The organism is Streptomyces sp. NBC_01546, from assembly GCF_045208355.1.
In the GTDB taxonomy this organism is placed as follows: domain Bacteria; phylum Actinomycetota; class Actinomycetes; order Streptomycetales; family Streptomycetaceae; genus Streptomyces.
In genome coordinates this window covers 5,363,576-5,388,799 of the sequence record NZ_CP109379.1, presented here as the reverse complement: position 1 = coordinate 5,388,799, position 25,224 = coordinate 5,363,576, and the positions used below count along the sequence as shown (strand labels likewise).

The following is a 25,224-nucleotide window of genomic DNA, read 5'->3' as shown; positions in this document are numbered from 1 at the left end:
GCCATGCAAGTGCAGGCCGGGTCAGCAATCGCAAAGGGTACAAAAACAAGGATCCCGCCCCCTGTTGGGGACGGGATCCTGATTGTGGAGCTAAGGAGAATTGAACTCCTGACCTCCTGCATGCCATGCAGGCGCTCTACCAACTGAGCTATAGCCCCGCTCTCCGCCGCGCTCCCCCCGTCTCCGGTGTTCCGCGCTGCGAACAAGAAGAACTCTAGCCTGTGACCAGCCGGAAAGTGAAATCCGGGTGGCAGCCCCGGCGGGGAGCGGCGGAGGAGCGGCGGACAGGCCGCCGGGAGCTCGGCTCAGTCGTCGTCGCCGAGCACCGGTTCCGGCAGCGTGCCGGCGTTGTGCTCCATCAGACGCCAGCCGCGCGCGCCTTCACCGAGGACGGACCAGCAGCAGTTGGAGAGCCCGCCCAGGCCCTCCCAGTAGTACGAGTCCAGGCCCAGCAGGCGGCCGATGGTCGTACGGATGGTGCCGCCGTGGCTGACCACGACGAGGGTGCCGCCCTCCGGCAGCCGGTCGGCGTGCTCCAGCACCACCGGCGCGGCGCGGTCGGCGACCTCGGTCTCCAGCTCACCGCCGCCTCGGCGGACCGGCTCGCCGCGCTTCCACGCCGCGTACTGCTCGCCGTACTTCCCGAGGATCTCGTCGTGCGTCAGGCCCTGCCACTCGCCGGCGTACGTCTCGCGCAGCGCCGCGTCGTGCGTCACGGTCAGCCCCGTGACGGAGGCCAGCTCCTCGGCGGTGGCCGCCGCGCGCCGGAGGTCGGAGGCCACGATGGCGTCCGGCTTCAGCGAGGCGAGCAGCCGAGCGGAGCGGCGCGCCTGCGCCACTCCGGTCTCGGTCAGCTCGATGTCCGTGGAGCCCTGGAAGCGCCGCTCCAGGTTCCACGCGGTCTGGCCGTGCCGCCAGAGGACGATCTTCCTGCCGGACTTGCCCGTGGTGGTCGTGCTCAGAACAGATCACCGTCCAGTTCGTCGTCGCCGGCCGCCTCGCGCAGCTTGGCGTGCTCCTCGGCCTTGCCGATGGTGAGCTTGGCGTCCTCGGGCAGCTCGATCTCGGGGCAGTCCTTCCACAGGCGCTCCAGCGCGTAGAAGACCCGCTCCTCGCTGTGCTGGACGTGGACGACGATGTCGACGTAGTCGAGCAGGATCCAGCGGGCGTCGCGGTCGCCCTCGCGGCGCACCGGCTTGGCGCCGAGCTCCTTGAGCAGGCGCTCCTCGATCTCGTCCACGATCGACTTGACCTGGCGGTCGTTGGGCGCCGAGGCGAGCAGGAAGGCGTCGGTGATCGACAGCACGTCGCTGACGTCGTACGCGATGATGTCGTGCGCGAGCCGGTCAGCCGCGGCCTGGGCGGCGGTGGTGATGAGCTCGATGGAGCGGTCCGTGGCGGTCACTGGCCATGCTTTCGGGTTGGCGGGCAGATCCTTACAAGGGTCTCATGTACCGCCGACACCGCCCGCGCGGAACGTTCCGCGCGGGCGAAACCACATGTCAGAGCCTCGGATCCGGGTCAGGACGCCTTGTAGTCCTTGCCCAGGATCACCACGACGTCCGCGTTCACGGCGTTCTCGGCCTTCTTCACGGCCGTCTCGGGCAGCCCCAGCGTCTTGGCGACCTCGATCGCCCGGTCCTTCTGGGCGTCGTCCTGGTACGTGATCTGCGAGGCGGCAGCGGTCTTGTCCGCCTTGCCGCCGTCCACGAAGTCGTAGCCGCCGTTGAGCAGCGCCGCCTTCGCCGCGATCTGTGTCTTCTCGTCGCCGGTGGCGTCCTTGAGGCCGACGCGCGGGGCCGCACCGGGCTGCGCCGCCGCGACCGAGCCGCCGAGCACCTCCTTGACGACCTTCTGGGTGGCGTCGTCCGTCAGGGCCCCGTCGGGCTTCACCCCGAGGACGTCGGTGCGGTACGCGCCCACCTTGGCGTGCGCGCCGAGCCGCGACAGCAGGGCGCCGAGCGTCTGCGAGTTCAGGGCCGGGTCGAGGATCTGGCCCATGCTGTCGACCGTCACCGCGGCCGCCTTCGGGTCGCTCGGGACCTTGCGCAGGACCGCGTACAGCACCTTGCCCATGCGCTCCAGCTGCTTGGCCTCCGGCTCGCCCTGGGCCCGGTACGTGGCGTACGCGACGGCCATCGGGCCGCTCAGGCTCTGCTTCTGGCCCTGGGCGACGGCCGGTGCCTTCGCCGCGTCGTCGGCCGGGACGGCCGCGTCGGTGTCGACCTCGATGCCGCCGACCAGCTCGACCAGGTTCTCCAGGAAGGGGGTGTCCAGCCGCCAGGTGCCGCCGATGTGCGTGCCGAGCACCGAGTCGAGGGCCTCGCGGGTGCCGAGGCCGCCCCCCTCGACGGCCTTGCCGAGTCCCGTGGCGGTTCCGTCCGGGCCGGGCACGCCGAGGGTGTTGGGCAGCAGGACGGTGGCGCCCTGCTTGGCGGTGACGTTGTCGACGAGCAGCGCCGAGGAGGTGCCGCCCTTCTTGGTGTTGTGCACGTGGACGACGATCATGTCGCGCTTCTGCGCCCCGGCGTCGGCGGTCGCGGCGTTGTTCTTCTGTCCGGGACCGTCGAGGAAGGGCAGCTTGCCCGCGTACCAGAGGTAGCCGAGGCCGGCGACGACGAACACGGCGAGGACGACGATCAGCGCCACCACCCGGTTGCGGCCGCGGCGGCGGGCCTCCTCGCGGCGCTCGGTCCGGCTCTCGGTGAACTTGAGCCAGTCGATGACGTCCTCGGAGTCCTCGTCCGGCTGGTCGATGAAGGCGAACATCTCGGTGCGGTAGTCCCGCCCGGCCTGGGGCTCGGTGTCGGGCCGGCGCGGTTCGGGGACCTGCGGGGTCCGCTGCCGCTCGGGCTCGGGCTCCGGGGCGGTCTGCTGCGGGATCCACTGCTGCGTCTGCTGGGCCTGCTGGGTCTGCTGCGTGTCGTACCCGTAGGCGGGGGCCTGCTGGTACTCCTGCTGCCCGTAGTCCTGGGCGGGCTGGGCCTGCTCGGCGTAGAACTGCTGCTGCGGCTGCTGGCCGTACCCCTGGGCCTGCGCCTGGTAGTCGTAGCCGTACTGCTGCTGTCCGTAGTCCTGGGCGGGCTGGGCGGGCTGCGCGGGCGCCTGGCCGTACACCGGCCGCCCGTACGCGTCGTAGCCGATGAGCGGCTGCTCGTGGGCGTACGGGTCGTACGGATCCTGTCGGTCGTTCACCGCGGGGCCCCTCTCTCCGGAAGCTCAGGCTCCCCGGTACAGCTCACGCTTGTCGATGTAGCGCACCACGCCATCGGGCACCAAGTACCAGACAGGATCCCCCTCGGCGACCCGTGCGCGGCAGTCCGTGGAGGAAATGGCCAGCGCGGGCACCTCGACCAGGGAGACACCGCCCTCGGGCAGTCCGTCGTCGGTGAGGACGTGGCCGGGCCGGGTGACCCCGATGAAATGGGCGAGCGAGAACAGCTCTTCGGCGTTTCGCCAGGTCAGGATCTGGGCGAGCGCGTCGGCACCGGTGATGAAGAACAGGTCGGCGTCGTCGTTCAGCGCCTTCAGGTCCCGCAGGGTGTCGATCGTGTACGTCGGCCCGCCGCGGTCGATGTCGATGCGGCTCACCGAGAACTGCGGGTTCGAGGCCGTGGCGATGACCGTCATCAGGTAGCGGTCCTCGGCGGGCGACACGGCACGCTGCGACTTCTGCCACGGCTCGCCGGTCGGCACGAACATCACCTCGTCGAGGTGGAAAAGCGAGGCCACCTCACTGGCGGCCACCAGGTGTCCGTGGTGGATCGGGTCGAATGTGCCGCCCATCACCCCGAGCCGGCGCTTGACCGGGCCGGTAGGCGTCTCCTGCTCTCCCATGAGCGCAGAGCCTACTGGCCCGGGGGACCCGGCGGTCCAGGCCGGGTCGACCTAGCGGTCGCGGTTCAGGCGCGTGGTGACCCAGAGCATCAGGAGGAGGATGAAGAGCGCGCCGCCGCCGGTGAGGTAGGGGTTGAGGCTGTCGTGGTTGCCGCCGTGCTGCTCGGCCCCCTCCGAGGCGAGGACGACCAGGTTGTGGGCGGTGGAGGAGAGGCTCATCAGGCAGGTACCTATCGAGTCGGGGAGCGGGCGGAGACTTCGCTCACATCGTATGCGGGGGCCTGGGGCACGCTCGCGCCGACTCAGGCGTTGGAGAGGATAGACGCAGGGCCACGAAGGTCGATCCAGGGGAGGGCGCTATGACGCAGACAGGGTTCGAGAAGGTGCCGGCGCGGGACCGCAGGAGGTTCCCCGGCATTTCCTCGCGGGCGTACGAGCACCCGGCGGACCGCTCGGCGCTGGTCGCGCTGCGCAAGCTGAGCGGCTTCGACACGGTGTTCAAGGCGCTGAGCGGGCTGCTTCCGGAGCGCAGCCTGCGGCTGCTGTTCCTGTCGGACTCGGTGCGCGTCGGCGAGACCCAGTTCCCGCACCTGCACGAGATGCTGCGCGACGCCTGTTACATCCTGGACCTGGAGAAGGTCCCGCAGATGTACGTGCAGCAGGACCCGCGGCCCAACGCCATGTGCATCGGGCTGGACGAGCCGATCATCGTGGTGACGACGAGCCTGGTCGAGCTGCTCGACGAGGAGGAGATGCGGGCGGTGGTGGGCCACGAGGTGGGCCACGCGCTGTCGGGGCACGCCGTGTACCGCACGATCCTGCTGTTCCTGACGAATCTGGCCATGAAGGTGGCGTGGATCCCGCTGGGCAATGTGGCGATCATGGCGATCGTGACCGCGCTGCGGGAGTGGTTCCGCAAGTCGGAGCTCTCCGCCGACCGGGCCGGGCTGCTGGTGGGGCAGGACCTGCAGGCCTCGATGCGCGGTCTGATGAAGCTGGCGGGCGGCAACCACATCCACGAGATGAACGTGGACGCCTTCCTGGCCCAGGCCGAGGAGTACGAGGCGGGCGGCGATCTGCGCGACTCCGTACTGAAGATCATGAACATGCTGCCCCGGACGCACCCCTTCACCACTGTGCGGGCGGCCGAGCTGAAGAAGTGGTCGGAGAACCGCGACTTCCAGCGGATCATGGACGGCCACTACCCGCGGCGGGACGAAGACAAGGACACCTCGGTGACCGATTCCTTCCGGCAGTCCGCCGCGCACTACGCCGACTCGGTGCGTACCAGCAAGGATCCGCTGATGAAGCTGGTGGGCGACATCGCGGGCGGAGCGGGCGACCTGGGCGGCAAGCTCCGCGACAAGTTCACGGGCACCGGCGCCGCTGCCGGTGGCGCCTCGGAGGGCAAGGGCGGGGCTACGGAGCAGGGCTGACGGGGCTGACCGGGGTCGTCGTCGCCGGCGGGGTCGTGGTCTGCGCGAGCACGCCGCACAGCCCGGCCGTGCGGCGCGGCTGGCCGCTGGCGTACGGGTCGCTCGCGGCCGGGCCCACCGTGGTCGGGCCCGCTCCGGCCAGCAGCGGGCGGAATCCGTCGGCCGGGTCGCTCGAGCAGGCCTGCGGCCCGGCCATCACATAGGCCGAGGCCAGCTCCGTCCGCCGGGCATTGAGGTCCTCCCGGTCGAAGCGCAGCCGAAGCTCGCGGCGGACGGTGAAGAGCGAGGCCCCGTCGGCCGCGGCGGGTGCTCCGGTCGCCGGGCGCACGGCGTACACGAAGGTGTGGTCGGTGGTCACTTCCAGAACATCGGGGGTGACCTCCTCGAAGGCGAGGGTGCCCCGGACCCGCACCCGGGAGTCGGCCACGACGGCGGTGCCCGGGTCGAAGCGGATCAGCCAGCCGGTGGTGGCGTGCCGGCCGTCACCGGCGGGCGAGGTCATGCTGCGGTCGAACTGCGCCAGCTGGTCGGGGTCGAGCAGGACCCGCACCGGCCGGGTGGCGGCTCCGGCCAGGATGTCGGGGTCCAGCGAGGACTGCACCAGGTAGTCCTTGGCGATGGACAGCGCGGTGATGACCTGGGCGTCGGTGAAGTGGTGCGTGCGGCGCACGGCCGGCAGGGCGATTCCGGCCGCCCCGACGCGGTAGTCGGCGGCAGGGCTGTTGGCGTACAGGTCGGCGGGCCGCCCGCCGGGCACGGCCGCGGCGGGTGCGAGCGGGACGACGGTGCTGCTGAGCGGCTCGGCGGGACCCCCGGCCGGGGGGACGTACGGGTTGCGCAGCCCCATGTAGACGGCGCAGGAGAAGGCCGTGGCGATGAGCAGCACGAGCAGCATGCCCTGGCGGGCGCCCCGGCCGGGGGTACTGGTCCGGGAGCCGGAGCCGCCGCCGGCCGACCAGATGGAGCGGCTGCGGACGGCGCGGGCGTGTTCGCCCATGCGCTCCTGTGCGGAGAATTCCTGGAGCCGGGCAGCTCGGACGAAGTCCTCGTCGAACACCACCGAGCGGAGCTCCTCCGACCGGAATTCGTCGTCACCCCCTCCGATGTCCTCGGGGGTGCCGTTGGGTGGATCTCCTGGCACGGCCATCGCTTCTCCCCGCTGTCCCCGCTTCAGAGAAGCCCCCAGCTCCGGCGTATGCGAGTGGGGTCGTTACCTTCAGGGTTGGCGGTCGGAGGGGTACGTAAACGCACCGACGCCGGTGACTTCCCTCAGGGGGGTGCTGGCGGGCGCCGGGGCGGGGTCCGCCTCGCCCGCGGCGCTTCGGTAGACGGCGCTGAAGGCGAGTGCGACCATGCCGAGGCCCATCACGAAGGCGAGCACCCAGGCGACGGGACGCAGCCAGGGTGCGCGGCCGCGGTAGGGGCGCAGGCTACCGCCGTAGGCCCCGTACGGGCCGTCGGCACCGCCGTAGCCGCGGTCGTGGTCCCAGCCGTTGTCGTCGAGGCCGTACCCGTCGGGGTGGCCGTATCCGTAGCTGTCGTAGTCGTCGTCGCCCGTCCAGCCTCCGGCGACGGCGCGGGCGGCCTCCGCCTCGGCGCGCGCCCGGTCGGCCGCCCGCTGGCGCTCCGCGGCGCTCGGTTCATGGATCTCGGCGTTCCGGACGAAGTCCTCGTCGAACACCACGGAGGCGAAGTCCTTGTCCGCGCCTCCGCGGTCGTCGTCGGGCTCCCCGTCGTCCGGGAACGGCTTGCCCCCCACGTCGTCCGGCACAGGACCAGCGTAGACCTGGGGGGCTGCTTTGGGCAGGGTGTCCGCCGAAATCCGGCCACACCGTGTTCAGTCGCCGATTACCTGACGTGACCGTCGCCGGTGACGATGTACTTGGTGGAGGTCAGCTCGGGAAGGCCCATCGGGCCCCGGGCGTGCAGCTTCTGCGTGGAGATTCCGATCTCGGCGCCGAAGCCGAACTGGCCACCGTCCGTGAACCGGGTGGAGGCATTCACGGCAACCGTGGTCGAGTCGACCAGCTGGGTGAAGCGGCGCGCGGCGGCCTGCGAGGTGGTGACGATGGCCTCGGTGTGCCCGGAGGTCCAGCGGCGGATGTGGGCGACGGCGTCGTCGAGGGAGTCCACGACGCCGGCGGCGATGTCGTAGGACAGGTACTCGGCGGCCCAGTCCTCGTCGGTGGCGGGCAGCGCGGTGACCTTGGTGTCCTCGGCGGCGGCGAGGACCCGGGCGTCGCCGTGGACGGTGACGCCGGCGTCGGCGAGGGCGTCGAGGGCGCGCGGCAGGAAGGCGTCGGCGATGTCGCGGTGGACGAGGAGGGTCTCGGCGGAGTTACAGACGGAGGGCCGGCTGGCCTTGGAGTTGACGAGGATCTCCACGGCCATGTCGAGGTCGGCCTGCGCGTCGACGTAGACGTGGCAGTTGCCGGTACCGGTCTCGATGACCGGGACGGTGGACTCCTCGACCACGGTCTTGATGAGGGAGGCACCGCCGCGCGGGATGAGCACGTCGACGAGGCCGCGGGCGCGCATCAGCTCGCGGACGGACTCGCGGGACTCGCCGGGGACGAGCTGGATCGAGTCGGCGGGCAGCCCGGCTGCGGCGACCGCGTCGCGCAGGATGCCGACGAGCGCGGTGTTGGAGGCGTACGCGGAGGAGCTGCCGCGGAGCAGGACGGCGTTGCCGGACTTCAGGCAGAGCGCGGCGGCGTCGACGGTGACGTTGGGGCGGGCCTCGTAGATGATGCCGACGACGCCGAGGGGGACGCGGATCTGCCGGAGGTCGATGCCGTTGGGGAGGGTGCTGCCGCGGACGACCTCTCCCACGGGGTCGGGGAGGGCGGCGACGTCCCGTACGTCGGAGGCGATGGCGGCGACCCGCTCGGGGGTCAGGGTGAGGCGGTCGATGACGGTCTCGCTGGTGCCGGCGGCGCGGGCCTTGTCGGTGTCGACTGCGTTGGCCGCGATGATCTCGGCCGTACGGGCCTCCAGGGCGTCCGCGATCGCCAGCAGGGCCGTGTCCTTGGCGGACCGCGGGAGCGGGGCGATGGCGGCGGCCGCGGTGCGGGACCGCTGCGCGGTGGCGAGGACGGGCGAGGTGGCAGCATCGAGCGAGGTCATGCCGCCAGGGTAATCCCCGGCCGGACCCTGGCCGATGGGGTTTCCAGCCCCCGAGACGGCCGGACCGCGGCTCAAATACCTGGGGCTCCGCCCCAGACCCTCCCCCAGACTCCGTCCGGGGGGACCCCCACGCCTCAAACGCCGGCGGGGCTGGATTGTCAGTACGGGTGTACACCGACTGGGTGGGCCGGCGGCGGGCCGTAGCCCTCGGCCACGCGTTGGTGGTAGGTGGCGCGGTCGATGACCTCCAGGCCGACGATCTCCCAGGGCGGGAGCTGCGCCGACGAGCGGTGTTCGCCCCACAGGCGGAGGGCGACGGCCGCCGCGTCGTGGAGGTCGCGGGCCTCTTCCCAGTACCGGATCTCGGCGTGGTCGTCGGCGTACCGGCTGGTCAGCAGGAAGGGGTGGTCATGGGCCAGTTGTTCCAGTCCGCGCCGGACGTCCGACAGCGGGGCCGGTTTGCCGGAGACGCTCAGGGTCACGTGCCAGAGGCGCGAGTCGTGGTTCTGCTCGTCCCCGCCACCACCGCCGCCGCCGTCACCGTCCCCCGGACCGACACTGGTCAGCGCTCGTCTCACCAGCCGCCTCCTGTCTCCGCCACGCGTGTCCGCCCGCCCCTCACAGTTGACCAGCCCACGGCCCGCCGCGCGGCGGTTTTGCCGAACCTCAGCCCTGGAGCAGGACCAGATCGTCCCGGTGGACGACCTCCCGCTCGTACGCGGGTCCGAGTTCCCGTGCGAGCTCTCGGGTGGAGCGGCCGAGGAGCTGCGGGAGCTCCTTGGCGTCGAAGTTGACCAGACCCCGGGCGACGGCGCGGCCGTCGGCGGAGCGCAGCTCCACGGGGTCCCCGGCGACGAAGTCGCCTTCGACCGCCGCGATCCCGGCGGGCAGCAGTGAGCTGCCGCGCTCGGTGACCGCGCGCACCGCGCCCTCGTCGAGGACCAGGTGCCCCTGGGGCGTGGACGCGTGCTGGAGCCAGAGCAGCCGGTCCGCCGAGCGGCGGCCCGTTGCGTGGAAGTGGGTGCCCGTGGCGCGCCCGGCCAGCGCGTCGGCGGCCTGGCTCGCGGAGGTCAGGACCACGGGGATGCCGGCGGCGGCCGCGATCCGGGCCGCCTCGACCTTGGTGACCATGCCGCCGGTGCCCACGCCCGCCTTGCCCGCGCTGCCGATGGAGACGTGCGCGATGTCCTCGGGGCCGCGGACCTCGTCGATGCGGGTGGTGCCGGGCAGCGACGGGTCGCCGTCGTAGAGGCCGTCCACGTCGGACAGCAGCACCAGCAGATCGGCCCGGACCAGGTGGGCGACCAGGGCCGCCAGACGGTCGTTGTCGCCGAAGCGGATCTCGTCCGTGGCGACGGTGTCGTTCTCGTTGACGACGGGCAGCGCGCCCATGGCCAGCAGCTGGTCCAGGGTCCGGTAGGCGTTGCGGTAGTGCGCCCGCCGGCTGGTGTCGTCCGTGGTGAGCAGCACCTGGCCGACGCGGACCCCGTACCGGGCGAAGGAGGCGGTGTACCGGGCGACGAGCAGCCCCTGCCCGACACTGGCGGCGGCCTGCTGCCGGGCCAGGTCCTTGGGGCGGCGGCGCAGTCCGAGCGGGGAGAGTCCGGCGGCGATGGCTCCGCTGGAGACGAGGACGATCTCCTTCTCCCCGCCGCTGCGGGCCTTGGCCAGGACGTCGACCAGAGCGTCCACCCGGTCGGCGTCGAGTCCGCCCGCCGCGGTGGTCAAGGAGGAGGAGCCGACCTTGACCACGATCCTGCGGGCGTCCACGACACCTTGCCTAGCCGCTGACACGTCTGTCCCCTTGCCCCTTGCCGGAATGCCTGCCTGGTCAAATCTACGGGGTGGGAAGGGGCGGCTGCTCGGGGGTTTCAGCTCCTGGACCGCCCGGCCTCCACGGGCTCCGGCTCCGCGGCCCGGGCCGCCCCCGGGATGAGGATCCTGCGCGAGATCAGGAAGGTGAACGGGATGGCCACGACCGCCGCGACCAGCGGGGCGATCCGGGTGTCCATCCCGGCCCAGGCCACCAGCGCGTAGAGGCCGACCGACTGGATCACGTAGTTCGTGATGTTCGTCAGCGGGAAGAGGAAGAACTTCTTCCACGTCGGCCGGGTCCGGTAGGTGAAGTAGGTGTTCATGAAGAAGGAGCCGACCATCGCCAGCACGAAAGCGAGCGAGTAGGCGGCGAAGTACGGCATCCACGGGTGCAGGAGCAGGTAGATGCCGAAGAAGGTGCCGGTGTTGACCCCGCCCACGAGGGCGAAGCGGAAGATCTGGCCGAGCTGGTCCTTGCGACTGCTGTTCATCGGGGGCTGCGCTCCGAGCTGCGCTCCACGACCGATGCCTCCACCGCGCGGGCAGCCACGCCGTCGGCGCGCGCCGCGCCGCCCGCGCGCACGACACCGTCCGCACGCTCCGCGCCGTGCGATTCCTTCACCAGGAAGTGCGGCCGGCGCTTGGTCTCGTAGTAGATGCGGCCGATGTACTCGCCGATGAGGCCCAGCATGATCATCTGTACGCCACCGATGCCCGCGATCATCGCCACGAGGGTGACGTACCCCGGGGACTCGACGCCGTTGGTGATCGCCATGACGGTGATCCACAGCGCGTACAGGCCGGTCAGGGCGACCAGCGACACGCCGAGCCAGATCCCGATCCGCAGCGGCCGGTTGTTGAAGGAGATCAGGCCGTCCATGCCGTAGTTCAGCAGGGAGCCGAACTTCCACTTCGTCTCGCCGGCCTCGCGCTGCGCGTTGCGGTAGTCGAAGTGGACGGTGTCGAAGCCGATCCAGGAGAACAGACCCTTGGAGAAGCGGTTGTACTCCGGCAGCGACAGCAGCGCGTCCACGGCGCCGCGCGAGAGCATCCGGAAGTCACCGACCCCGTCGGCGAGCTCGACGTCGACCCAGCGGTTCACCCCCCGGTAGTACAGGCGGCTGAGCGCGGAGCGGAGCTTCTTGTCGCCCTCGCGCGTACGGCGGGCGATGATCTGGTCGTGGCCCTGCCGGTAGTGGTCGAGCATGGTCGCGATGAGCTCCGGCGGGTGCTGGAGGTCCGCGTCCATGATCACGACGGCGTCGCCGGTGGCCTCGCGCAGGCCGGCGAGCATGCCGGCCTCCTTGCCGAAGTTGCGGCTGAAGGAGACGTACCGGGTCTGCTCGCCGTGCTCGGCCGCGATCTTCCGGAGCTTGCCGAGAGTGCCGTCGCGGCTGCCGTCGTCGACGTAGCAGACCTCGTACTCGACGGGCAGGGCGTCCAGAACCCTGCGGATCTCCACGTCGAAGCTGTCGATGACGGCCTCTTCGTTGTAGCAAGGGACAACTACGGACAGCTTCGTCATGAACACTTCCTGCTGGATCCGAACGGGTGAATGTCAGCGACCGGACCCGCCACTCACCACTTCCTTAGAAGTATGCACGCCGAGAGTCGGCCTGCCTGAGACGAGTGCGGCGCACGGTAGCGTGGACGAGATAAGCGGAATGAGCTGAACGAAACGAAACGAAACGAAGGGATCGAGGTGCACGTGCCCGACGTCTCCGTGGTCGTCATCGTCTACAACGACGCAGAGCGTCTGTCGACAGCAGTCCAGTCGGTTTTGGACCAGACCCTGCACGGGGTCGAAGTCGTGATCGTCGACGACTGCAGCAAGGACCGGTCCTACGCGGTCGCCCAGGAACTGGAATCCGCGCATCCGGGGAGAGTGCGCGCCTTCCGGCTGCCGGAGAACAGCGGCGGCTGCGGTGCGCCCCGCAACCACGGCATCCAGCAGGCCACCGGAACGTACGTCATGTTCCTGGACAGCGACGACGTCCTTGAGCGCAACGCCTGCCGGAACATGCTGGACGCCGCCGAGCGCACCGGCTCCGACCTGGTCTCGGGCATGTGCGTGCGCGTGCACCTGGACAACCGGTGGAACAAGACCACCGAGTGGTACCCGTGGATCTACTCGCGCACGCGCACGCTGGAGTCGATCACCGAGTTCCCCGACCTGCTGGTCTACGACACCCTCTCCACGAACAAGTGCTACCGGCGCTCGTTCCTGCTGGAGCAGGGCCTGGAGTTCCCGGTCGGGATCCACTACGAGGACCTGCTGTTCTCGGCCCAGGCGTACGTCGCCGCCCGCCGCATCACGCTGATCCCGAACCACGTCTACTTCTGGAACGTGATCGAGAAGGCCGCGGCGAAGTCGATCAGCAACCGGCGCCACGAGATCGCGAACTTCGTCCACCGGATGGAGATCCACCGCCGCGTCGACGAGCTGCTGGCGTCCAAGGGCCACACGGACATCAAGTCCGCGAAGGACGCCAAGTTCCTCAAGCACGACCTGGTCCTGCACCTGCGCGACCTGCCGCTGCTGAGCGACGCGTACCGCCAGGAGTTCGCCCGGCTCGCCAACGGCTACCTCGCCGGAATCGACCCGGCCGCGTACGAGAACGTCACGTACCTCCAGGCCATCTGCGCCTACCTGCTGGGCAAGGAGGACTGGGACAACCTGCTCCCGGCCGCCGACGCCATGACCAACAAGGGCCGGCTCACCTCGCCGCTCGCCGAGCGGGACGGGCGCGTCTACTGGTGCGGCGGACACCTCGACGACGCGGAGGCCCGCCGGATACTGGACGTCACCGAGCAGGGCTTCCACACCACCCCGCTCACCTCCCTCACCCTGGGGAACCGTCTCACCTCCTACGAGGACGACGGGCGCGGCAGCGTCACGCTCTCCGGCACCGTCGTGAACCCGCTCGGCCGGATCCCGGACGACGCGGAACTGAAGGCCTCGCTCGAGTTCCGGGCCCGCCGGCAGATCGGCGTGCGTTCTTTCAGCTTCCCGGTGGCAACCGTGCGGCACGCCGGTGACACGATCGAGTGGACCGGTACGGCCGACATCGGCAGCACCGTCCGCCCGCTCGGCATCATCGACGCCGTCTGGGACGTCCGGCTGAAGCTGACCGCGGGGAGTGACAAGATCACCACCCGCGTCTCGGTCGGCGGCCTCGACCTGGATTCGGCGGCCCGCCTGCGCGTGCGGCCCCGGCTGACCCGGCTGGTCTCCGACCGCTTCGAGCCGGAGGTCACCAAGAAGGGCAACCTCTCCTACGTCCTGACCGCCGAGAGCGCCGCCGCCGTCCGCACCCAGAGCCTGATCAACAACGCCATACAGGGCAAGGCGGCCAACGTGGTCAAGCGGGGCCTGCGCAAGGCCCTGCGGGTCCGCCGGAGCATGGGCTCCGGCGAGCAGAAGGTGAAGGTCTACCACGAGGTCTTCTCGAAGCTGCCGGTCAAGAAGGGCACGGTCGTCTTCGAGAGCCACATGGGCAAGCAGTACAGCGACAGCCCGAAGGCGATCTACGAGGAGCTGGTGCGCCAGGGCGCCCCGTTCGAGGCGATCTGGTCCTACGCGGGCGCCCGGCCCACCGGCTTCCCCAAGGAGGCCACCCTGGTCCGGCGCTGGAGCTGGCCCTACCTGCGGGCGCTGGCCCAGGCCGAGTTCTGGGTCGACAACCAGGGCTTCCCGCTGGCCCTGGCCAAGCGCCCGGGCACCACGTACATCCAGACCTGGCACGGCTCCGCGCTCAAGCGGATGGGTTTCCACGAGCCCCGCACCAAGGCGCAGGGCCGCGCGGGCCAGGCCCGGTTCCAGGCGGCCGTCGACCGCTTCGACCACTTCCTGATCCGTTCGGAGCACGACACCCGCACCCTCGCCAAGGGCTTCAGGCTGCGCGACGAGGTGCTGCTGCGCACGGGCTACCCGCGCAACGACGCCCTCGTCGAGGCGCACCTGAGCGAAGCGGACAGCGGTGAGCGGGTGCGCGGTCCGCTGGCGGCCGAGCTCGGCATCGACCCGGAGAAGAAGGTGCTGCTCTACGCGCCGACCTTCCGGGCGGGTGCGGACGGCGCGGTGGAGGGCTTCACCTTCCCCTTCGACGTGGAGGAGTTCGCCGACCGGCTCGGCGACCGCTTCACGCTGCTGGTGCGCACCCACTACCTCAACAGCGTGTCGCTGCCGCCGTCGGTCGCGGGCCGGGTGATCGACGTGTCCCGGCACCACGACATCACCCCGCTGCTGGCCCTCGCCGACGGACTGATCACGGACTACTCGTCCGTGATGTTCGACTACGCGGTCCTGGACCGGCCGATGCTGTTCTTCGCGTACGACTACGAGAAGTACGCCAACGACATCCGCGGCACGTACTTCGACCTGAAGGAGAAGGCCCCGGGCCCGGTGGTGGCGACGGCGGACGAACTCCTGCAGGCCCTCTCCGCCTTCGAGGAGGCGGACGCCAAGTACGCGGAGGCGCGGCAGCGCTTCCTCACCGAGTTCGGCGAGTACGACCGCGGGGACGCGGCCCGCCAGATCGTCGAGAAGTTCTTCACCAGGAGCGGCAAGTGAGCCAGCAGACCGCCACCCCGGGCGGCCGTGACATCTTCCTCGTCTCCAACAACGTCGACGAGCTCGGTGGCGTGACCACCTGGTCGCACCAGATGGCCCGGCTGTTCACCGAACGCGGGCACAAGGTGCACATCGTCGGCATCGCCCCGGTCGCCGAGGAGATCCGGCAGAAGCTGCCCGCGGACCTCCCGTACGAGATGACCACCCTGTACGAGGCCCACCCGCCGGCGGCGCGCCGGCTGCACGGGATCAAGGGCCGGCTGAACGCACCCGAGCGGCGCCGCCAGGCGGCCCGGCGGGCGCGGATGCGGGCCAAGGCGGAGCAGCTGAGCGAACTGTTCCGCGCCGCCCGCCCCGGCAGTGTCGTGATCGTCACCCAGGTCTGGGCGATGGAGTGGGTGGCGCTCGCCGACACCAAGGGGCTCAGCGTCATCGGCATGAGCCACGAGTCGTTCGAGGCCAGCCAGAAGTCCACCCGCGGCGAGCGGGTCCGCCGCCACTACCCCGAGGTCGACCGGCTGCTGGTGCTGACCGCCGAGGACGCGGACCTGTGGATCCGGGCGGGCATGGAGAACGTCGGGAGCATGCCGAACCCGCTGCCCTTCATGCCGGACTCCCCCGCCCCGCGCACCGAGAAGGTCGTCGCCAGCGTCGGCCGCCTCGCCTTCGAGAAGGGCGTCGACCTGCTGCTGGACGCATGGGCCGACGCCGCCCCGCACCACCCCGACTGGGTCCTGCGGATCTACGGGGCGGGCCTGGAGGAGCCGACCCTGCGGGCGCACTGCACGGCGCTGGGGCTGGACGACTCCGTGGAGTGGATGGGCAGCACCGACGACGTACTGGGCGCCCTGCGCGGCGCCTCGGTCTTCGCGCAGGCCTCGCGCGCCGAGGGGTTCCCCATCACCCTGCTGGAGGCGATGGCGGCGGGCGTACCGGTGGCCGCCTTCGACTGCGCGCCGGGCGTACGGGAGATCGTCACGCACGGCGAGGACGGGCTGCTGGCCCGGCTGGGCAACACGATGGAGCTGGCCGGGCACCTGAACGCGCTGATGTCCGACCGCGAACTGCGCGACCGACTCGGCGACACCGCCTTCCAGACGGTGAAGCGGTACTCCAGCGCCGAGATCACCGACCGGTGGGAAACGCTGTTCGCCTTCCTGGAGCGCTGACCGCAGGTACGACGGAGCCGCCCGCCCCGGACGCGTCCGGGGCGGGCGGCTCCGTGTGTGGCCGATGGAGTCTCAGGCCTTGTGGACGTCCTTGTGCGCGTCCTTGTGCGCGTCCAGGCGGGCGGCCTTGTTGGCCTCCCAGCCCGCCCAGGCGGAGGTGACCATCTCGCGGACGTCGTGCCGGGCCTTCCAGCCCAGCTCGCCCGTGATCTTGTCGGCCGAGGCCACGACCTTCGCCGGGTCGCCGGGACGGCGCGGGCTGATCACCGGGGCGAGGTCGTGCCCGGTGTTCTTGTTCAGGAGCTCGACCATCTCGGCGACGGAGACGCCCTCGCCGCGCCCGATGTTGACGGTGAGGTCCTTGTAGTCCCCGGCCGAGGCCCACTCGGCGAGCTTGCGGGCGGCCGCCACGTGGGCCTCCGCCAGGTCCTCGACGTGGATGTAGTCGCGGATGCAGGTGCCGTCCGGGGTCGGGTAGTCGTCGCCGAAGATCTTGGCGCCCTGGCCGGCGTCGTAGCGCTCGAACACCATCGGGACCAGGTTGAAGACGCCGGTGTCGGCGAGCTCGGGGGTCGCGGCGCCCGCCACGTTGAAGTAGCGCAGGCAGGCGGTGGAGATGCCGTGCGCCTTGCCGGCGGCGCGCACCAGCCACTCGCCGGCCAGCTTGGTCTCGCCGTAGGGGCTCAGCGGCGCGCACGGGGTGTCCTCGGTGACCAGGTCCACGTCGGGCATGCCGTAGACGGAGGCGGAGGAGGAGAAGAGGAAGTTGCGGATGCCCGCGGCCGCCACGGCCTGGAGCAGCACCGTCAGGCCCTGCACGTTCTCGTGGTAGTAGTACAGCGGCTTCTCGACGGACTCGCCGACCTGCTTCTTGCCCGCGAGGTGCACCACACCGGTGATCTTGTGCTCACGGATGGTCTTGTCGAGGATCAGCCGGTCCAGGACCGAGCCGACCACCAGCGGTACGCCCTCCGGGACACGGTCCTCGTTGCCCGTGGAGAGGTCGTCGAGGACGACCACGTTCTCCCCCGCGAGCAGCATCGCCCGGACGACGTGTGCGCCGATGTATCCGGCGCCACCGGTGATCAGAAACGTCATGTGTATCTCCTTGGTCCTGTCCGAGTTCGATGTGCGGCGCTTGTTGTGAAGGAAGCGGCCTTCAGCCCGCCCCGTGGCCTGCCCTGGCCCGGTGGAGGCGGTTGCGTACGAGGTACAGCGCGCCCTCGGCGCCGGGCGCGAGGCGCAGCGCGAGCGCGCCGGCCCCCGTGCGGTAGGGCTGCGCCAGCAGAACACCGTACCGGCTGCTGGGCAGGGCCCGGCGGCGGAGCAGCCGGCCCCGGGGGCGCAGGGAGGTGAACACGGAGGTCCCGTCGGCGCACTGCACGCCCACCCCCACGTTCCACGCCTGCATCCGGCGCAGCCCCTGGCGGCGGCCCGTGGCGGCCACGTCGGCGAGGCGGAAGGGCAGCAGCGCGACCCAGCCGCCCGTCGGGTCGGGATGCAGCTCCACGGGCTGGGCGAGGACCGGCTCGCCGCCCGCGCGGGGCAGGAAGCGCAGCTGCACGGTGCGCGGACCGGCCTCGGCGAGGCGCCCGTACAGGTCGTGCACGCGGATCCGGACGGCCGCGCGGCCGGCCGGCTCGGCGTCGACGGTGAGGGGCAGCCGGTCCGTCGGCAGCCCGGCCAGGCCGTCCAGCTCGACCGGGAGCTCCTCGCTCCACACCGGCGTCCCGTCGGCGGCGGCCGCGTACGGGGGCAGCAGGCGCGGCGGCTCGGCGGCCAGCCGGGTGAGCCGCTCGATGTCGGCGGGCGGGGCCGGGGTGGCGCGCAGCACCCGTACGATCCAGCGGGCGTGGGCCCCGGCGGCCTCGACGTCGGCCTCGGCGAAGGTGTCGAGGTACTCGCGGGTCAGGGTCCACCAGGCGGCCTGGTACTCGGGGTCCTTGCCGAGCTCGCGCAGGTACATGCGCAGGTCGTACTCGAGGAACTTCACCTGGCAGGCGCTGCCCAGTGCCGGGGAGGCCGCCGCGAGGGTGCGCGAGGCCGTGCGGTGGGCCTCGATGCGCGAGCGCCAGTTCGAGACGTCCTTGCGGTCCAGGGAGATCGACACCTGGGCGGCACTGCGGCGCACGTGCCAGACGTAGACGAGGTCGCCGATGACGGCGATGCGCGGGGCGGCGGCCAGCACCCGGGAGGTGAAGACGAAGTCCTCGTAGACGAACCGGCCGTCGGGGAAGCGCAGTCCGTGCTCCTCCAGGAAGGAGCGCTCGTACAGCTTGTTGACGCAGAGGGTGTCGCGGACCAGCTCCGGGCGGTCCGCGGGCCGCTCGATGACGTCGCCCGGGGTGTAGAGCCCCGGCATCCACGGCACGTCGTGGTGGAGCGGCAGCTCGCGCCGTACGGCGGCGCCGACGGTTACCGGGGCGCGGTGCTGGACGGCGGCGCGCACCAGCGCCTCGGCCGCGCCCGCCGGCAGGATGTCGTCGCTGTCGAGGAACAGGACGTACGGACAGGACGCGACGGCGATCCCGTCGTTGCGCGGAGTGCCGCACCCTCCGCTGTTCTCCGTACGGTGAACGACCTTCAGGCGGGGGTGTGCGGCAGCCAGCTCGTCCAGCACCCGCGCGGTGCCGTCGGACGAGGCGTCGTTCACGGCGATGACCTCGGCGACCACCGGGCCCTGGGCGAGGGCCGAGGAGACGGCCTCGCCCACGAGCCCGGCGTCGTTGTACGCGATCACCACGACGGAAACGGTGGGGAGGTTGGTGCTGTTCACCCGAAGGATCCTAGGCGACCGACGTAAAGACGCCTTCAATGCCGCCCGGGTGCCCTCCGGGGGAACGGAACTAGAACGGCCGGAATTCGTCGTACTCCTGCTGCGCCGAGTCGCCGCGCTTGGCGTCCTTCTCCTTGCGGCGCGTGGTGGCCGGGCGCGGAGCCTCCAGTCGGTGGTCCTCGCCGCGGCGGCCCAGCATCTCGGCGCCGGCCATCATGGTCGGCTCCCAGTCGAAGACGACCGCGTTCTCGTCGGAGCCGATGGCCACGCCGTCGCCGGCGCGGGCGCCGGCCTTCCTCAGCGCTTCCTCGACACCGAGGCGGTTGAGGCGGTCCGCCAGGTAGCCGACGGCCTCGTCGTTGTTGAAGTCGGTCTGGCGGACCCAGCGCTCCGGCTTCTCGCCGCGCACGTTGTAGACGTCCTCGACCTCGTCGTAGGTGACGGTGAAGCCGGAGTCGTCCACGGCCTTCGGGCGGATGACGATACGGGTCGCCTCCTCCTTCGGCTTGCGGGCGCGGGCCTTGGCGATGACCTCGGCGAGGAAGTAGGAGAGCTCCTTGAGGCCCGTACGGGCGACCGCGGAGACCTCGAAGACCTTGTAGCCGCGCGCCTCCAGGTCCGGGCGGACCATGTCGGCGAGCTCCTGGCCGTCCGGGATGTCGACCTTGTTCAGGACGACGAGGCGCGGGCGCTTCTCCAGGCCGCCGCCGTAGAGCCGCAGCTCCTCCTCGATGACGTCGAGGTCGGCGATCGGGTCGCGGTCGGACTCCAGGGTGGCGGTGTCCAGGACGTGCACGAGCACCGAGCAGCGCTCGACGTGGCGCAGGAACTCCAGGCCCAGGCCACGGCCCTGGCTGGCGCCGGGGATCAGGCCCGGGACGTCTGCGATCGTGTAGACGGTCGAGCCGGCCGTGACGACGCCCAGGTTCGGGACGAGGGTGGTGAAGGGGTAGTCCGCGATCTTCGGCTTGGCGGAGGAGAGCACCGAGATCAGCGAGGACTTGCCGGCGCTCGGGAAGCCGACCAGCGCCACGTCGGCGACTGTCTTGAGCTCCAGGACGATGTCGCCGGTGGTGCCGGGGACGCCAAGGAGCGCGAAGCCGGGGGCCTTGCGGCGCGCGGAGGAGAGCGCGGCGTTGCCGAGGCCGCCGCGGCCGCCCTCGCCGGCGACGTAGGTGGTGCCCTGGCCGACGAGGTCGGCGAGGACGTTGCCCTCCTTGTCGAGGACGACGGTGCCGTCCGGCACGGGCAGGACCAGGTCCTGGCCGTCCTTGCCGGAGCGGTTGCCGCCCTCGCCGGGCTTGCCGTTGGTGGCCTTGCGGTGGGGGCTGTGGTGGTAGTCCAGCAGGGTGGTGATCGCCTGCTCCACCACCAGGATGACGTCGCCGCCACGGCCGCCGTTGCCGCCATCGGGGCCGCCGAGCGGCTTGAACTTCTCCCGGTGAACGGAGGCGCAGCCGTGGCCCCCGTTACCCGCGGCGACATGCAGCTCGACGCGGTCCACGAAGGTGGTCATGGGTGTTCCTCCAGATACATACGGGAATGTCCCGGGCAGGCCTTGCTGCCCATTAAACGTGTCTATGTGACAACGCGCCGAGGGCGGACCTCTCTTCCCGGCTTGCGCCGGGAAGAGCTGAGATCCGCCCTCGGGAAGTTACGAACGCTTGATCAGCAGAAGCTGGATCAGGCGGCCGGAACGATGTTGACGACCTTGCGGCCACGGTGCGTGCCGAACTCGACGGCACCCGCCTGCAGCGCGAACAGCGTGTCGTCGCCACCACGACCGACACCCGAACCGGGGTGGAAGTGGGTGCCACGCTGGCGGACGAGGATCTCGCCGGCGGAGACGACCTGACCGCCGAAGCGCTTCACGCCGAGCCGCTGGGCATTGGAGTCGCGCCCGTTCCGGGTGGACGATGCGCCCTTCTTGTGTGCCATGTCTCAGTCCCTCTTACTTCGCAGCCGCGGGGATACCGGTGACCTTGATCGCCGTGTACTGCTGGCGGTGACCCTGGCGACGGCGGTAGCCGGTCTTGTTCTTGTACCGAAGGATGTCGATCTTGGCACCCTTGTGGTGGTCCACGATCTCGGCCTGGACCTTGATGCCGGCCAGGACCCACGGGTCGCTGGTCACGGCTTCGCCGTCGACAACGAGCAGGGTCGAGAGCTCGACCGTGTCGCCAACCTTGGCAGTGGGAATCTTGTCAACTTCAACGATGTCGCCGACAGCAACCTTGTGCTGGCGACCACCGCTGCGCACGATGGCGTACACGCGGATCTCTCTCTCACTCGGGACGGATGCTCCTGAAGCCAGCCGCTCAGTCGGGCCGGGGGCCCGCGACTGATCCGGAATGGACGAGCGGCCTCTCCGGGCAGGGCCCGAAGGAAGGTGCTCAGGAGCGCGGCGCGCTAGACGTTATTCGTCTAAGCATGCCGACGGTCTAGGTTACGGGGCCGGTTCCAGGGGGTCAAACCGGCTCCCGCACGGCCGTGGGCCCCGCCTCGCGGCGGGGCCCACGGCTCTGAAGCGGATCAGGCTTCGGTCGGAGCCGAGACGGAGGGCAGCGTCTGCTGCTCGGCCGCCGCGGTCTTCTTCGTCGCCCGCTTCGCCACGGTCTTCTTGGTCGTGGCCGCCTTCTTGGCCACGGTCTTCTTGGCCGCCGTCGCCTTCTTGGCGGTGGTGGCCTTCTTCGCCGCGGTCGCCTTCTTGGCCGGAGCCTTGCGGGCGGCCTTCTTGGCCGGAGCGGCCTCGGCCGTCTCCTCGGCGGTCTCCTCGACCGGAGCCTCGGTCACCGGGGCCTCGACGACCACCACGGCGGCCTCTGCCGCGCCTGCCGGGGAACCGGCGGGTGCGGTGGCCTTACGGGTGGCACGGCGGCGCGGACGGGCCGGCGCGGCCTCGGCCACGGGCTCCACGACGGGCTCGGGCTCGACGACCGGCTCCGGCTCGACGACCGGCTCGGGCTCCGCCACGACGACCGGCTCCGGGGCCACCTCGGCCGCGGGGGCCGGGGCACCCGCCGGGGGGTGGCCTTGCGGGTCGCCCGGCGACGGGTGCGGCCCTTCGGCGCGGCCTCCTCGACCGGGGCGGCCTCGACCGTCTCCGGGGCCTCCACGGCCTCGGCGACGACCTCGGCGGCCGGCTCCAGGACCGTGTCGGCCGGCTCGGTGACCGGCTCGGCCTCGACGACGGGCGCCGGGGCCGGAGCCTGGGCGGCCGCACCGCGCGGGGCGCCCGCCGGAGCGGTCGCCTTGCGGGTGGCACGGCGACGGTTGCGGCGGCCGCTCAGGCCCGCGGCGGCCTCCGCCTCGGCCGGGCTGCCGTACAGCTCCTCGTCCGCGACGAACTCGGGCTCGGGCAGGGCCCGCGGCGCGGCGGCCTCGGCGGCCACCTCGGCCTCGGACTCGAACTCCGCCTCGACCGTCTCGACCTCGTGGTCGTGCTGGTCGAACTCGGCCTTGCCGCCGCGGCGCTTGGCGCGCTTGCCGTTGCCGCCGCCGATCGCGGTCGGCGTCTCCATGTGCACGATGACGCCGCGGCCGTTGCAGTGGACGCAGGTCTCGGAGAAGGACTCCAGCAGACCCTGGCCCACCCGCTTGCGGGTCATCTGGACCAGGCCCAGCGAGGTGACCTCGGCCACCTGGTGCTTGGTGCGGTCGCGGCCCAGGCACTCCAGCATGCGGCGCAGGACCAGGTCGCGGTTGGACTCCAGGACCATGTCGATGAAGTCGATGACGACGATGCCGCCCAGGTCGCGCAGCCGCAGCTGGCGCACGATCTCCTCGGCCGCCTCCAGGTTGTTCCTGGTGACGGTCTCCTCGAGGTTGCCGCCCTGACCGGTGAACTTGCCGGTGTTGACGTCGATGACGATCATCGCCTCGGTCTTGTCGATCACAAGCGAGCCGCCCGAGGGCAGCCACACCTTGCGGTCGAGCGCCTTGGCGAGCTGCTCGTCGATCCGGTACGTCGCGAAGACGTCGACCTCGGAGGTCCAGCGGGACAGCCGGTCGGCCAGGTCCGGGGCGACGTGGTTCACGTAGCCGTGGATGGTCTCCCAGGCCCCGTCACCGCTGACGATGACCTTCGAGAAGTCCTCGTTGAAGATGTCGCGCACGACGCGGACGGTCATGTCCGGCTCGCCGTACAGGAGGCTCGGCGAAGAGGTCGAGATCTGCTTCGACTTCTTCTGGATGTCCTCCCACTGGGCCTGCAGACGCTCGACGTCACGGCGCAGCTCGTCCTCGCTCGCACCCTCGGCGGCGGTGCGCACGATGACGCCCGCGTCCTCGGGGACGATCTTCTTGAGGATGGTCTTCAGGCGCGCGCGCTCGGTGTCGGGCAGCTTGCGGCTGATGCCGGTCATCGAGCCCTCGGGCACGTAGACCAGGTAGCGGCCGGGCAGCGAGACCTGGCTGGTCAGGCGGGCGCCCTTGTGGCCGATCGGGTCCTTGGTGACCTGCACGAGGACCGACTGGCCGGACTTGAGGGCGGACTCGATGCGGCGCGGCCCGTTGGCCATGCCGAGCGCCTCGAAGTTGACCTCACCGGCGTACAGGACCGCGTTGCGGCCCTTGCCGATGTCGATGAAGGCGGCCTCCATGGACGGCAGCACGTTCTGGACCTTGCCCAGGTAGACGTTGCCGACGTACGAGGTGGCTTCTTCCTTGTTGACGTAGTGCTCGACGAGCACGTTGTCCTCGAGGACGCCGATCTGGGTGCGGTCGCCGTTCTGGCGGACGACCATCACGCGCTCGACGGCCTCGCGGCGGGCCAGGAACTCGGCCTCGGTGATGATCGGGACGCGGCGGCGGCCCTGCTCGCGGCCCTCGCGGCGGCGCTGCTTCTTCGCCTCCAGGCGGGTCGAGCCCTTGATGGACTGGACCTCGTCGGAGGAGGTGGACTCGCCGCGCTCGCGGGCCGGACGCGGCTCGCGGACCTTGACGACGGTGCGTACGCCGTCCTCGTCGCCCGCGGCGGACTCGCCATCGGTGTCGGCGGGCTCACCGCTGCGACGGCGACGGCGACGGCGGCGACGGCTGGAGCTGGAGCCCAGCGCCTCGGCGTCCTCGCCCTCTTCGTCCTCGCCCTCTTCCTCGTCGGACTCCTGCTCGGCGGCCGGGGCCTCGGTCTCCTCCTCGGCGGACTCGTCGAGGTCGGCGGCCTCACCGCGGCGGCGGCGACGGCCACCACGACGGCGGCGGCGCGACGGGCGCTCGCCCGACTCGTCGCCCTCTTCGAACTCGGCGGACTCGTCCTCGAGCTCGGCGGCCTCGGCCTCGGGCTCCTCCTCGGCGAGCACCTCGGGGAGGGACACCGGCGCGCTCTCGGCGGCGGCGCCGCGGCCACGGCGGCGGCGACGGCCGGCCGGCTGCGGGGCGGGGTTTCCGACGACCTCGGCCTCGAGCTCGGTCTCGGCCTCCTCCTCCGCGTCCTCGGCCTGCACGGCGGCGGCAGCCGCCGCGGCGGCCATGGCGGCGGTCTCGGGGTCTGGAACATCGGCTCGGCGAACACCGGGGCCTGGAACACGGCGACGGCGGGACGCGCGGCACGGCGGGCACGGGCCGGGGCGGCGGGCGCCTCGGGCTCGGCGGCGGGCTGCGGCGCGGCGGGCGCGGCACCGGCGCGGGTGGCGCGGCGGCGGCCGCCGCGCTTCGGGGAGTCCAGGGCGTCGGCCACGGTGAAGGCACGGGCGGCGGCCTTGGGGGCCTCCTCCGCCTCGGCGGGAGCCTCGTCCACGACGGGGGCGGCAGCGGGAGCGGCCGGGGCGGTCACGGCGCGGGTGGCGCGGCGACGGGCACGGGCCGGGGCGGGAGCGGCGGGCTCCTCCTCGGCGGCGGCCGGAGCCTCGACGACCGGAGCCTCGGCTACGGGGGCCTCCACGACCTCCGCGACCTCGGCGGCCGGGGCGGTCACGGCGCGGGTGGCGCGGCGACGGGCACGGGCCGGGGCGGGAGCGGCCGGAGCCTCCTCCTCCACCACGGGCGCGGCCTCTGCGGCCGGAGCCTCGGGGGCGGTCACGGCGCGGGTCGCACGACGGCGGGCACGGGCCGGGACGGGAGCGGCGGGCTCCTCCTCGGCGGCGGCCGGAGCCTCGGCGGCGGGAGCCTCGGGAGCGGCCACGGCGCGGGTGGCGCGGCGGCGGGCCCGCGGGGCGGGAGCGGCGGGCTCCTCCTCGGCGGCGGCCGGGGCCTCGGCGACGGCCTCTGCGGCCGGAGCCTCGGGGGCGGTCACGGCGCGGGTCGCACGGCGGCGGGTACGAGCGGGGGCGGCGGCCGGAGCGGCCTCCTCCACGGGGGCGGCCGGGGCGGCCTCGGTCACCGGGGTCGTCTCGGCGGCGGTGGCACCGGGCGGGCCGGCGGGCCGGGAGGCGGCGCGGCGACGCCTGCGCGGAGGCAGGTTGTCGCTGGGGCTGCCGTTGTCGGCGTTGGTGGTGTTGGTGTCGTTTTCGTTGTTGAGCATTGCGGGCGGTTCTCCCGTCACGCTCCCGGGCG

General features: G+C 71.7%; 20 protein-coding genes, 1 tRNA gene and 1 pseudogene. 3 read left to right on the top strand and 19 right to left on the bottom strand.

Annotation, left to right across the window (positions count from 1 at the left end; all coding sequences use genetic code 11):
• Nucleotides 1–85 precede the first annotated feature (85 nt).
• From OHA89_RS24615 to OHA89_RS24590, 6 genes are all read right to left on the bottom strand, one after another.
• Nucleotides 86–158, bottom strand: a tRNA-Ala gene (locus tag OHA89_RS24615).
• A 147-nt stretch (nt 159–305) separates the two neighbouring features.
• Nucleotides 306–962, bottom strand: coding sequence for a histidine phosphatase family protein (locus tag OHA89_RS24610; protein ID WP_215141991.1), 657 nt, complete (start codon nt 960–962; stop codon nt 306–308).
• Nucleotides 959–1,405: a ribosome silencing factor gene (gene rsfS, locus OHA89_RS24605; RefSeq protein ID WP_215141872.1), complete on the bottom strand. Its 447-nt coding sequence runs from the start codon at nt 1,403–1,405 to the stop codon at nt 959–961. Before rsfS ends, OHA89_RS24610 begins: the two co-directional genes overlap by 4 nt.
• A 116-nt stretch (nt 1,406–1,521) precedes the next feature.
• The gene (locus OHA89_RS24600) at nt 1,522–3,195 is read right to left on the bottom strand and encodes a LytR C-terminal domain-containing protein (RefSeq protein WP_406367110.1); all 1,674 of its coding nucleotides are present in this window, start codon (nt 3,193–3,195) and stop codon (nt 1,522–1,524) included.
• Nucleotides 3,196–3,219: 24 nt separating this feature from the next.
• Nucleotides 3,220–3,837, bottom strand: coding sequence for a nicotinate-nucleotide adenylyltransferase (nadD, locus tag OHA89_RS24595; protein ID WP_215141857.1), 618 nt, complete (start codon nt 3,835–3,837; stop codon nt 3,220–3,222).
• A 51-nt stretch (nt 3,838–3,888) separates the two neighbouring features.
• Entirely contained in the window at nt 3,889–4,056 is a 168-nt protein-coding gene (locus OHA89_RS24590; RefSeq protein ID WP_037836848.1) for a hypothetical protein, read from the bottom strand.
• A 140-nt stretch (nt 4,057–4,196) separates the two neighbouring features.
• Between OHA89_RS24590 and OHA89_RS24585 the strand changes: the two genes are divergently transcribed.
• Nucleotides 4,197–5,273: a M48 family metallopeptidase gene (locus OHA89_RS24585; RefSeq protein WP_215141855.1), complete on the top strand. Its 1,077-nt coding sequence runs from the start codon at nt 4,197–4,199 to the stop codon at nt 5,271–5,273.
• On the opposite strand, the gene OHA89_RS24580 is transcribed toward OHA89_RS24585, so the two are convergent.
• The 7 genes from OHA89_RS24580 to OHA89_RS24550 all read right to left on the bottom strand — a co-directional run bounded on the left by OHA89_RS24580 (nt 5,257) and on the right by OHA89_RS24550 (nt 11,739).
• Nucleotides 5,257–6,420 carry a hypothetical protein gene (locus OHA89_RS24580; protein ID WP_266609738.1) on the bottom strand — a complete coding sequence of 388 codons (1,164 nt, stop codon included), beginning with the start codon at nt 6,418–6,420 and terminating at the stop codon, nt 5,257–5,259. The genes OHA89_RS24585 and OHA89_RS24580 overlap by 17 nt on opposite strands.
• Before the next feature lie 69 nt (nt 6,421–6,489).
• Entirely contained in the window at nt 6,490–7,044 is a 555-nt protein-coding gene (locus OHA89_RS24575; RefSeq protein ID WP_266609737.1) for a hypothetical protein, read from the bottom strand.
• A gap of 77 nt (nt 7,045–7,121) precedes the next feature.
• The gene (locus OHA89_RS24570) at nt 7,122–8,399 is read right to left on the bottom strand and encodes a glutamate-5-semialdehyde dehydrogenase (protein WP_266609736.1); all 1,278 of its coding nucleotides are present in this window, start codon (nt 8,397–8,399) and stop codon (nt 7,122–7,124) included.
• A gap of 158 nt (nt 8,400–8,557) precedes the next feature.
• Nucleotides 8,558–8,977, bottom strand: a complete 420-nt coding sequence (locus tag OHA89_RS24565; RefSeq protein WP_406367109.1) for a hypothetical protein — start codon at nt 8,975–8,977, stop codon at nt 8,558–8,560.
• 88 nt (nt 8,978–9,065) lie between these two features.
• Nucleotides 9,066–10,193 carry a glutamate 5-kinase gene (gene proB, locus OHA89_RS24560; RefSeq protein ID WP_266609735.1) on the bottom strand — a complete coding sequence of 376 codons (1,128 nt, stop codon included), beginning with the start codon at nt 10,191–10,193 and terminating at the stop codon, nt 9,066–9,068.
• 77 nt (nt 10,194–10,270) lie between these two features.
• Nucleotides 10,271–10,705 carry a GtrA family protein gene (locus OHA89_RS24555; RefSeq protein WP_266609734.1) on the bottom strand — a complete coding sequence of 145 codons (435 nt, stop codon included), beginning with the start codon at nt 10,703–10,705 and terminating at the stop codon, nt 10,271–10,273.
• Nucleotides 10,702–11,739, bottom strand: coding sequence for a glycosyltransferase family 2 protein (locus OHA89_RS24550; protein ID WP_266609733.1), 1,038 nt, complete (start codon nt 11,737–11,739; stop codon nt 10,702–10,704). The genes OHA89_RS24555 and OHA89_RS24550 overlap by 4 nt, the downstream gene beginning before the upstream one ends.
• 177 nt (nt 11,740–11,916) lie before the next feature.
• Between OHA89_RS24550 and OHA89_RS24545 the strand changes: the two genes are divergently transcribed.
• Both OHA89_RS24545 and OHA89_RS24540 read left to right on the top strand, forming a co-directional pair.
• Entirely contained in the window at nt 11,917–14,787 is a 2,871-nt protein-coding gene (locus OHA89_RS24545) for a bifunctional glycosyltransferase family 2 protein/CDP-glycerol:glycerophosphate glycerophosphotransferase (RefSeq protein ID WP_266609732.1), read from the top strand.
• Nucleotides 14,784–15,956 carry a glycosyltransferase gene (locus tag OHA89_RS24540; protein ID WP_215141842.1) on the top strand — a complete coding sequence of 391 codons (1,173 nt, stop codon included), beginning with the start codon at nt 14,784–14,786 and terminating at the stop codon, nt 15,954–15,956. The genes OHA89_RS24545 and OHA89_RS24540 overlap by 4 nt, the downstream gene beginning before the upstream one ends.
• Nucleotides 15,957–16,028: 72 nt before the next feature.
• Here OHA89_RS24540 and galE read toward each other — a convergent pair whose 3' ends face one another.
• The 6 genes and pseudogenes from galE to OHA89_RS24510 all read right to left on the bottom strand — a co-directional run bounded on the left by galE (nt 16,029) and on the right by OHA89_RS24510 (nt 25,192).
• Complete coding sequence (gene galE, locus OHA89_RS24535) at nt 16,029–17,054, bottom strand: UDP-glucose 4-epimerase GalE (RefSeq protein ID WP_406367108.1); 1,026 nt, start codon at nt 17,052–17,054, stop codon at nt 16,029–16,031.
• A gap of 61 nt (nt 17,055–17,115) precedes the next feature.
• Nucleotides 17,116–18,732 (bottom strand): glycosyltransferase family 2 protein, encoded by a 1,617-nt coding sequence (locus OHA89_RS24530; protein ID WP_266609731.1) that lies wholly within the window; start codon nt 18,730–18,732, stop codon nt 17,116–17,118.
• Nucleotides 18,733–18,802: 70 nt separating this feature from the next.
• The gene (obgE, locus tag OHA89_RS24525; RefSeq protein ID WP_215141836.1) at nt 18,803–20,248 is read right to left on the bottom strand and encodes a GTPase ObgE; all 1,446 of its coding nucleotides are present in this window, start codon (nt 20,246–20,248) and stop codon (nt 18,803–18,805) included.
• 167 nt (nt 20,249–20,415) lie between these two features.
• Nucleotides 20,416–20,670, bottom strand: coding sequence for a 50S ribosomal protein L27 (gene rpmA, locus OHA89_RS24520; RefSeq protein WP_048480572.1), 255 nt, complete (start codon nt 20,668–20,670; stop codon nt 20,416–20,418).
• Between the two features lie 13 nt (nt 20,671–20,683).
• Nucleotides 20,684–21,004, bottom strand: coding sequence for a 50S ribosomal protein L21 (rplU, locus tag OHA89_RS24515; RefSeq protein ID WP_214950890.1), 321 nt, complete (start codon nt 21,002–21,004; stop codon nt 20,684–20,686).
• Nucleotides 21,005–21,264: 260 nt separating this feature from the next.
• Nucleotides 21,265–25,192, bottom strand: a pseudogene (locus tag OHA89_RS24510) (ribonuclease E/G).
• Between the last annotated feature and the right edge of the window lie 32 nt (nt 25,193–25,224).

Bases quoted from the DNA above. Each gene is read 5' to 3' on its own strand.
- nadD (WP_215141857.1), bottom strand. From the start codon at position 3,837: ATGGGAGAGCAGGAGACGCCTACCGGCCCGGTCAAGCGCCGGCTCGGG.
- OHA89_RS24590 (WP_037836848.1), bottom strand. From the start codon at position 4,056: ATGAGCCTCTCCTCCACCGCCCACAACCTGGTCGTCCTCGCCTCGGAG.
- OHA89_RS24585 (WP_215141855.1), top strand. From the start codon at position 4,197: ATGACGCAGACAGGGTTCGAGAAGGTGCCGGCGCGGGACCGCAGGAGG.
- OHA89_RS24580 (WP_266609738.1), bottom strand. From the start codon at position 6,420: ATGGCCGTGCCAGGAGATCCACCCAACGGCACCCCCGAGGACATCGGA.
- OHA89_RS24570 (WP_266609736.1), bottom strand. From the start codon at position 8,399: ATGACCTCGCTCGATGCTGCCACCTCGCCCGTCCTCGCCACCGCGCAG.
- OHA89_RS24555 (WP_266609734.1), bottom strand. From the start codon at position 10,705: ATGAACAGCAGTCGCAAGGACCAGCTCGGCCAGATCTTCCGCTTCGCC.
- OHA89_RS24550 (WP_266609733.1), bottom strand. From the start codon at position 11,739: ATGACGAAGCTGTCCGTAGTTGTCCCTTGCTACAACGAAGAGGCCGTC.
- galE (WP_406367108.1), bottom strand. From the start codon at position 17,054: ATGACGTTTCTGATCACCGGTGGCGCCGGATACATCGGCGCACACGTC.
- obgE (WP_215141836.1), bottom strand. From the start codon at position 20,248: ATGACCACCTTCGTGGACCGCGTCGAGCTGCATGTCGCCGCGGGTAAC.
- rpmA (WP_048480572.1), bottom strand. From the start codon at position 20,670: ATGGCACACAAGAAGGGCGCATCGTCCACCCGGAACGGGCGCGACTCC.